At 38.2% G+C, this 9,293-nt stretch carries 5 protein-coding genes (1 of these 5 only partly in view); 2 read left to right on the top strand and 3 right to left on the bottom strand.

All coding sequences use genetic code 11. The features are described 5' to 3' along the window. Both FB2170_RS01355 and FB2170_RS01350 read left to right on the top strand, forming a co-directional pair. Positions 1-813, top strand: partial view of a glycoside hydrolase family 9 protein gene (locus FB2170_RS01355; protein ID WP_013304698.1) — the end only. The gene continues 960 nt to the left of window position 1, outside the view; only the last 813 of its 1,773 coding nucleotides appear in the window; the start codon falls outside the window, past its left edge; it ends in the stop codon at positions 811-813. 40 nt (positions 814-853) lie between these two features. Continuing rightward, entirely contained in the window at positions 854-1,714 is an 861-nt protein-coding gene (locus tag FB2170_RS01350; RefSeq protein ID WP_013304697.1) for an ROK family protein, read from the top strand. A 28-nt stretch (positions 1,715-1,742) separates the two neighbouring features. On the opposite strand, the gene FB2170_RS01345 is transcribed toward FB2170_RS01350, so the two are convergent. The 3 genes from FB2170_RS01345 to FB2170_RS01335 form a co-directional block, all read right to left on the bottom strand. Further along, the gene (locus tag FB2170_RS01345; RefSeq protein WP_013304696.1) at positions 1,743-3,209 is read right to left on the bottom strand and encodes a glutamate synthase subunit beta; all 1,467 of its coding nucleotides are present in this window, start codon (positions 3,207-3,209) and stop codon (positions 1,743-1,745) included. An 8-nt stretch (positions 3,210-3,217) separates the two neighbouring features. After that, entirely contained in the window at positions 3,218-7,726 is a 4,509-nt protein-coding gene (gene gltB, locus FB2170_RS01340) for a glutamate synthase large subunit (protein WP_013304695.1), read from the bottom strand. A gap of 310 nt (positions 7,727-8,036) precedes the next feature. Next, positions 8,037-9,179, bottom strand: a complete 1,143-nt coding sequence (locus FB2170_RS01335) for an acyl-CoA dehydrogenase family protein (RefSeq protein ID WP_013304694.1) — start codon at positions 9,177-9,179, stop codon at positions 8,037-8,039. Positions 9,180-9,293: the final 114 nt, after the last annotated feature.

Genomic DNA, 9,293 nt, shown 5'->3' with positions numbered 1-9,293 from the left:
ATAGATGATGGCATCGAGAATATAATTGATGATTATTGTGCACTGTTGGCTGCAACCGAACTTTTTGATGCTACAAATGATCAAAAGTATTTGGCCTATGCTAGAAAACGCATGGTTTTGCTTAGCAGTAGATTAAACAGTGATAATAATTATCGAAATTGGTGGAAAGCTGATGATAAAGGAGAGAGACCTTTTTATCATGGTTCTGATGCCGGATTACCATTAATTGCCTTAAGCAGATACCTTGAATTTGAATTTGAAAATAATTCAAGGAAAATTGCCATAAAAGCAATTCAACAATCCATAGATTTTGAGATAAAAATTACCAATGATGTCAACAATCCGTTTGGGTATCCAAGGCAATATATCAAAGCCGTTAACGAAGATAACAATAGGGCTTCCTTCTTTATTCCACACAAGAACGAATCGGGTTATTGGTGGCAAGGGGAAAACTCACGTTTGGCATCCCTATCCAGTGCTTTTTATATTAGTATGAAATATATGACCGAGAGCCAAAAAAAGAGCGCATTGGAATATGCGGCCAATAATATAAATTGGATAATGGGGCTTAATCCTTATGATGTGAATATGGTTGATGGTTTGGGTTTCAACAATCCGGAATACATTGAGCAAGTAAACTTAAATTTTAAGGGCGGTGTTTGTAATGGTATTACTGCAGGATTTACAGATGAAAACGATATCGCATTTATGCCATTGCCACAGAATAATGATCCGGCACAACGCTGGAGATGGTCTGAACAATGGATGCCTCACGGCGCATGGCTAATATTGGCGGTTTCATCAGCGCGATAACATGCATAGTTTCAAAATGAAGTAACTGAAGTTAAAGAGTATGGCAAAAAGTAAAAAGTTCATAGGGATTGATTTAGGTGGAACGAAGGTAAATGTGGGTCTAGTGGAAGGTGACAAGGTAATCGAAACGGAATATGCCAAGCTTCCTCAGAATCAAAAAAGTGAAAGTGAAGTAATTGATCTAATTGTTGACTTGACCAAGAGTGTTATTTCAAGAAATAATATTGATGGTATTGGGATAGGAGTGCCAAGTATATTGGACAGAAAAAAAGGAATCATTTATGAGGTGCAAAACATCCCTTTATGGAATGAGGTGCCTTTAGGAAATATTTTGGCAAAAGAATTTGATGTTCCAATTTATATGAATAATGATGCGAATTGTTTTGCCTTGGGTGAGTATTATTTTGGTGCTGGTCAAGGATGTGAGCATTTTGTAGGATTAACTTTGGGAACTGGAATGGGTTCAGGAATAATTACCAATGGACGCCTTTTGAATGACGCAAATTGTGGTTCAGGTGAATTTGGGATGATCCCTTATAAAGAAGGTGTTCTAGAAGATTATTGTAGCGGCAAATTCTTTAAAAGACATTATAATTCAAATGGGGAAGAGTTATTGTATCTGGCTAAAAAGGGAGATGTTAAGTCTATTGAAGCATTTGAGCAATTTGGAATCCATTTAGGAAATGCAATTAAGATTATTTTGTATGCAATTGATCCTGAAAAGATAATAATTGGTGGCTCGATTTTAAATTCTGCTTCCTTTTTCAAGAAAAGTTTAGAAAACAGTATTCAAAACTTTGGTTACAAAAAAGTTCTTGAGAATTTTGAAATTAAATATTCAAATACTCCAAACATTGCTGTTTTAGGTGCTGCCTCACTTTGTTTAGAAAGCAAAAACTGAATTACATCGATTATACGGATTCAGATTATTATATCCTAGGTAAATCCCCTTCTCCTTTTAAAGGTAATGTTGATTCCCCCATTAAATAAGAATCAACATGATGGGCCGCTTGGCGCCCTTCGGATATTGCCCAGACAATCAACGATTGACCTCTTCTCTGATCACCGGCTACAAAAACACCGGGAACATTAGACATATAATCTTTTTCCGATGCTTTTATATTGGTTCGGGTATCGGCTTCTAACCCTAGTTGTTCAGCAATGGTCATTTCAGAGCCTGTAAAGCCCATAGCAAGTAGTGCTAATTCACATTTCCATTCTTTCTCACTTCCTTCAATTTCCTTTAAAATAGGACGTTGCCCTGGTTGCTTAATCCATTCTACTTCTGATGTGATTAAACCTTTTAGCCTTCCATCTTTATCACCAACAAATTCTTTCGTAGAAATGCTAAAAAATCGTTCTGCTCCTTCCTTATGTGATGTACTTGTTTTCAATCGCATGGGCCAAAACGGCCAAGGTTGGTCTTCAGGACGTTCTTTAGTGGCCATAGGCATAATCTCAAAATTAGAAACAGATGTTGCACCATGTCTTATTGATGTTCCAATACAATCCGATCCAGTGTCACCACCGCCTATAACAATGACATCTTTGTTAGTTGCTAAAATCTCTTTGTCAAATTTCTTTATTCCATCAACTCTACGATTATTCTGAGGTAAAAAATCCATGGCTTGCACAACACCGTCTAAATCTGAACCTTTTATTGGCAGCTTTCTCCTTACCGTTGCTCCTCCACATAAAACAATGGCGTCAAATTCTTTTTTTAGGTCATTCGCATCAACGTCCTTTCCGACATTAATACCACATTTAAACTCGATACCTTCCTCTTCTAAAACTTTTAACCTTCTATCAATTATATGTTTTTCCATTTTAAAATCAGGAATGCCATATCGTAGAAGACCTCCAGGTTTTTCATCTCTTTCAAAAACTGTGACCAAATGTCCGGCCCTGTTCAATTGCTGCGCAGTTGCCAACCCTGCAGGACCAGAGCCAATTACCGCTACTGTTTTCCCTGTCCTATTGGCTGGCGAACTTGCGGTAATCCAACCATTTTTAAATGCTGTCTCGACGATATTTTTTTCTATGTTCTCAATGGTCACAGGGTCTTCATTGATGCCTAAAACACAGGCTTCTTCACATGGGGCTGGGCATAATCTTCCAGTAAACTCTGGGAAGTTATTTGTTGCATGTAAAATTTTAGTAGCCTTTTCCCATTTGCCGCGATAAACTGCATCATTGAAATCTGGAATCAAATTCCCTAAGGGGCAACCACTATGACAGAATGGAATGCCACAATCCATACAACGGGCACCTTGATCTTTTAGTTCCTTTGCTTTCATAGGAACTGTAAACTCTTTATAATGCTTTACGCGTTTTTCAACGGACGTATAACCTTCTACTTTTCTATCGAATTCCAAAAATCCTGTTGTCTTTCCCATGTTTCGATTTATATAGTTTCTAATTTTTCTTTTTCCAGGCGAATAAGGGCTTGCCTGTATTCTTCAGGGAATACTTTTACAAAATCAGGCAGGCATTCCTCCCAATTTTCCAATATGCGCTGAGCTAGCGGGCTCATTGTGAAATTGTAATGACTTTCAATCAATTCCCGTAATTGGGCAATATCTTGGTCTTCTTCAACCGCTAATAGATTCAATGCTTCTTTGTTGCACTTCTTTTCAAAAGTTTTGTTCTTATTATAAACATAGGCAATGCCACCACTCATTCCCGCGCCGAAATTTCTTCCTACTTCACCAAGAATTACCGCTACACCTCCTGTCATATACTCGCATCCATGATCACCTATTCCTTCAACCACTGTTTTTGCCCCAGAATTTCTAACGCAAAAACGTTCTCCCGCTTTTCCATTAATGTAGGCCCTTCCAGCAGTTGCACCATACAATGTTACGTTGCCGGTAATTACATTCTCTTCCGGGACAATCGTGGAACCATCAGGTACTTTTATTACCAATTTAGCTCCTGAAAGCCCTTTGCCAAGATAATCATTGGTATTTCCATTTACTGTCATGGTTAGCCCGCGCGTTGCGAATGCCCCAAAACTCTGGCCGGCTGAACCGGTAAAATTCAATTTTATGGTATTGATGGGCAAGCCTTGGGCTCCATAGACTTTTGAAATCTCATTACTAATTATGGCTCCTATTGCCCGATCAGTATTATGTATTGGAAAATCAAGCGAAATTTTTTCTTTCCTAAATAAAGCAGGATGTGCTTTTTCAAGAATTTCAAATTCTATTGATTTGTCCACATCATGTACTTGTTTTTGGGTATTGTAGAACTTGGTCCCTTTTGGCACATCAATTTGATGTAGGATAGGAGTGAGGTCTATTCCCGCTGCCTTGTAATGGGTAATGGCTTTTTTGCGATCTAGCTTTTGTACTTGACCAACCATTTCATTAATAGTTCTGAAGCCCAGTTGAGCCATGATTTCGCGTAATTCTTGAGCAACGAAGTACATATAGTTAACAACGTGTTCTGGTTTGCCTTTGAACTTTTTACGGAGTTCAGGATTTTGAGTGGCAATACCAACGGGACATGTGTTTAAATGACAGACTCTCATCATAACACAACCTGAAGCTACTAAAGGAGCTGTTGCAAAACCAAACTCTTCGGCCCCTAAAAGACAAGCTACAGCAACGTCTCTTCCTGTTTTTAGCTGACCATCACATTCAAGAACAATCCTATTTCTCAAATCGTTCATTACCAAAGTCTGTTGAGCTTCGGCTATACCCAACTCCCAAGGAAGTCCTGCATGTTTTAATGAAGTTAACGGTGAGGCTCCGGTTCCGCCATCAAAACCTGAAATAAGAACTACATCTGCTTTAGCCTTTGATACTCCTGCGGCTACAGTTCCTACACCAACTTCAGAAACCAATTTAACATTGATTCGAGCCTTTCTGTTTGCTGATTTCAAGTCAAAAATGAGCTGGGACAAATCCTCTATAGAATAAATATCGTGATGCGGTGGTGGTGATATCAATCCTACATAAGGAGTGGAATTCCTAGTTTGCGCAATAGCAGGATTAACCTTCGGGCCTGGAAGTTGACCACCTTCACCAGGTTTTGCTCCCTGTGCCATTTTTATTTGAATCTCCTGGGCGTTTGTCAAGTAGTTCGAAGTTACTCCGAATCTTCCTGATGCAACTTGCTTAATTGCGCTATTTCTCCAATCACCAGATTGGTTTTTGTAAAAACGTTCGGCATTTTCGCCACCTTCTCCAGAGTTGCTTTTTCCACCAATACGGTTCATGGCAATAGCAAGATTCTCATGAGCTTCTTTGCTAATTGAACCATATGACATGGCGCCAGTTTTGAAACGCTTTACAATTTCGGTCCATGGTTCAACTTCATCCAAAGGAATTGGGTCATAGTTTGAAAATTCAAAAAGACCTCGAATGGTCATTAAGCTTTTGGATTGCTCATTGACCATTTTGGAGAATTCCTTATAGGTATCGGGTTCGTTGCCCCGAACGGCTTTCTGTAATTTGGCAACGGATAATGGATTGAACATGTGCTTTTCGCCTTCTCTTCTCCATCTATATTCACCTCCGATTTCTAAATCTAAATTTGCGGCAATTTCTTTTTTGATATAAGCTTTTTGGTGTCGTTTGGCTATTTCTTTTTCAATCTCATAAAGCCCTATGCCTTCAATTCTAGTTGGAGTATTTGGAAAATATTTGTCAACAACCTTAGTGTTGATTCCGATGCACTCGAACAATTGTGAACCTCGATATGAGTTTAATGTCGAGATACCAATTTTGTTCATGACTTTGAGAATGCCCTTGCCAATAGCCTTGTTGTAATTCTTTATGGCTTCTTCAAAGGTAAATTCGGTGATATCATTTTCTTCAATCTGTTCTGCAATTATCTCATTTACCAAATATGGATTAATGGCACTGGCACCAAAACCGAACAGCAAGGCAAAATGATGTACCTCTCGTGGTTCAGCGGACTCAATTATAATGCTCAACTTGGAGCGTTTACCCAATTTTTGGAGACCGCTATTTACAAAAGAGCAAGCTAATAAAGCGGGTATTGGAGCTTTTTCTTCACTTGTATTTCTATCGGAAAGAATTATGATATTTGCTTCATCATCAATTGCTTTTGATGCTTGTCGCAGTATTGAATCCAAAGCTTCTTCCAAGCCATTATGCCCTCTTTTAATATCGTATAATATAGGTATGGAAACTACTTTATAATCCGGACTCGCATCATAGTTCTTGATTTTATCCAAATCTTCTTTCGAAATTACTGGATTCTGAATTTTCAGTTTTCTACAATAAAGTTCAGATATATCGAAAAGATTTTGATCACTACCAAGAGTTAGACTTATATCGGTAATCAGTTCCTCACGAATGCCATCCAATGGTGGATTGGTAACTTGGGCGAACAATTGTTTAAAATAATTGTAGATAAGTTGCGGACGTTCTGAAAGAACAGCTATAGGTGTGTCTGATCCCATTGAACCAATAGGTTCCTTGGCCGTTTTACCCATAGGTAAGATAATGGTATTGATATCTTCCAGCGTATAACCAAAGGTGGATTTGCGCTTTTCCAAAGACGCTTCACCCAAGAAAAGGGGGCAATCATTATATGGTATATCTTTAAGGTAAACTAGATTTTTATCAATCCATTTTTTATATGGATGACGTTGTGCGATTTCTTCCTTTATTTCTTCATCATTTACAATGCGCCCTTTCTCCATATTCACTAAGAACATTTTCCCGGGCTCAAGTCTTCCATGAAATTCTACATTTTCAGGCTCGATATCAACTACTCCGGTCTCAGAAGACATAATCACGTATCCATTCTTGGTGACAGAATACCGTGAGGGTCTAAGACCATTTCTGTCCAATACGGCACCAATGTAATTCCCATCAGTGAAAGGAATCGAAGCTGGGCCATCCCATGGCTCCATAGCACATGAGTTGAATTCATAGAAAGCTCTTTTTGCTTCCGACATTTCTGTGTTTTTTTCCCATGCCTCGGGCACCAACATCATCATTACTTCGGGCAAAGACCGACCTGTCATCAACAATAGCTCAACAATCATGTCCATTGTGGCCGAATCTGATTTTCCAGGTAATATTACTGGTAGAATGTTTTTTATTTCAGGACCGAACCAATCACTTTCCAATAGTTCTTCACGAGATTTCATTCTCGAAACATTGCCACGTAAAGTATTGATCTCACCATTATGACACATATACCTGAAAGGCTGTGCCAAATCCCATGTTGGGAAGGTATTGGTAGAAAAACGTTGGTGTACCAAGGATAATCTGGTGACCACTCGCGGGTCCATCAAATCAGTATAATAAAGACTAATGTCTTTAGGCATCAAAAGCCCTTTAAAAATTATGATTTTTGTTGAAAGACTTGGTAGGTAAAAGAACTTACTTTCAGACAGTTTTGAATCTAGTATGGAATGCTCAGTTACTTTTCTGGCAATGAATAATTTAAGGTTGAATTGAAAATCGTCCTGTTCATCATTTTCTTTTGCAATGAAGACTTGCTTTACAAAAGGTTCCGTCTCCATGGCTATTCTGCCAGGGATGGATTTGTTTACCGGAACATCGCGCCATCCGAGTAACTTTAACCCTTGCTTTTCTAAATTCTTTTCGAATTCCTTTATGCAATATTCTCTTTGGTTTTCTTTTTGGGGCAGAAATACATTGCTTACAGCGTATTTTCCTGTTTCGGGCAAATCAAAATCACAAACATCCAAAAAGAAATCGTGAGGAATGTCGATTAAAATTCCTGCACCATCACCAGTCTTCCCATCGGCACTAACCGCTCCTCTATGTTCCAGTTTGTCCAGTATTTCAAGAGCCTTGTGGATTATATCATTTGATTTAATTCCTTTAAGACTACATATGAATCCAGCTCCACAATTATCGTGCTCAAATTCTGGAAGGTATAACCCTTGTTTTATCAATTTCATCTGCTGCTTTTTATTTCAATTAAGAGGTCATATGTAATTGGCCTTTGAAGTCTTTTCGTGTGCATTAAATAATGCAAAGGCCTATTTCATAAATTATGGTATTTCTACAAAAATATCATAATCTATAAATAATCATCATTGATGAATGGAATTCTAGTAAAAAAATTCAACGTTTTTAAATATTTGCTAAAATAAACTCAATATCGAATTTTTAAGGGGTGTTTATTGAGATATTGATAAAACCCTATTTTGGAAAACAGGGTATTTTGGTCTAATAGGGCTAAAACAAATTTTAGATCAAGTAAAAATATTAGGACCTTAAAATGCTTCTCGAAATAACAATTTTTTGAATTTCGGATGTACCTTCATAAATCTGGGTGATTTTAGCATCCCGCATTAGACGTTCAACGTGATAATCTTTTACAAAACCGTTACCACCATGAATTTGCACTGCTTCAACAGAAGTTTCCATCGCAACTTGCGAGGCATATAATTTTGCCATTGCCCCGGATAAATCGTAATTGTCCCCATTGTCCTTGTCTTTAGCTGCTTTATACACTAAAAGCCTTGCCGCTTCAATTTTGGTATGCATATCGGCCAGCTTAAATGCAATTGCTTGGTGATTTGCTATCTCAGTTCCGAAGGCTTTACGTTCTTTAGAATACTTTTTTGCGAGTTCGTAAGCACCAGCTGCAATACCCAATGCCTGGGCCGCAATGCCGATTCTTCCACCTGACAGGGTCTTCATGGCAAATTTGAAGCCAAAGCCGTCATCGCCAATACGGTTTTCCTTTGGAACTTTGACGTCATTAAAATTCAAGGAATGGGTGTCACTCCCCCTAATTCCTAGTTTGTTTTCTTTTGGCCCAATTTCGAAACCTTCCATGCCTTTTTCCACTATTAAGGCATTGATTCCTTTATGACCCTTTTCCCTATCTGTTTGTGCAATTACAAGGTAGAATTCTGCAGTACCTCCATTCGTAATCCAGTTTTTAGTGCCATTAAGAATATAATGATCTCCTTTGTCAATTGCAGTGGTCTTTTGTGAAGTTGCATCACTGCCTGCTTCTGGCTCAGAAAGACAAAAAGCGCCGATAACTTCACCCGTTGCCAATTTCGTCAAGTACTTTTGTTTTTGTTCTTCATTGCCATAGGTTTCCAATCCCCAGCAAACTAAGGAATTGTTAACCGATACAACTACGGAGGCAGAGGCGTCTATCTTTGATAATTCTTCCATGACTAAGGCATAGGAGACTGTGTCTAAACCACTACCCCCATATTTAGGATTTACCATCATGCCCAAAAAACCAAGTTCACCCATTTGCTTCACTTGTTCAGCCGGGAATTTTTGTGCATCATCACGTTCAATAACACCTGGTAATAATTCGGTTTGGGCAAAATCGCGAGCAGCTTCTTTAATCATTAATTGCTCTTCTGACAGTGAAAAATCCATAAACTAAAGTTTAAATTATTCACAACAAATATACAGTTATGTTATAAAATTCACAGGCTTTTAAAAGTTGTTTTAACTGTTTATTTATTTTCAGTTTAGATGGGATTAAGGCGA

This window comes from Maribacter sp. HTCC2170, from assembly GCF_000153165.2.
GTDB lineage: Bacteria > Bacteroidota > Bacteroidia > Flavobacteriales > Flavobacteriaceae > Maribacter_A.
Note: the sequence above shows the minus strand (reverse complement) of the source record. Positions and strands in the feature narration are given on the sequence as shown.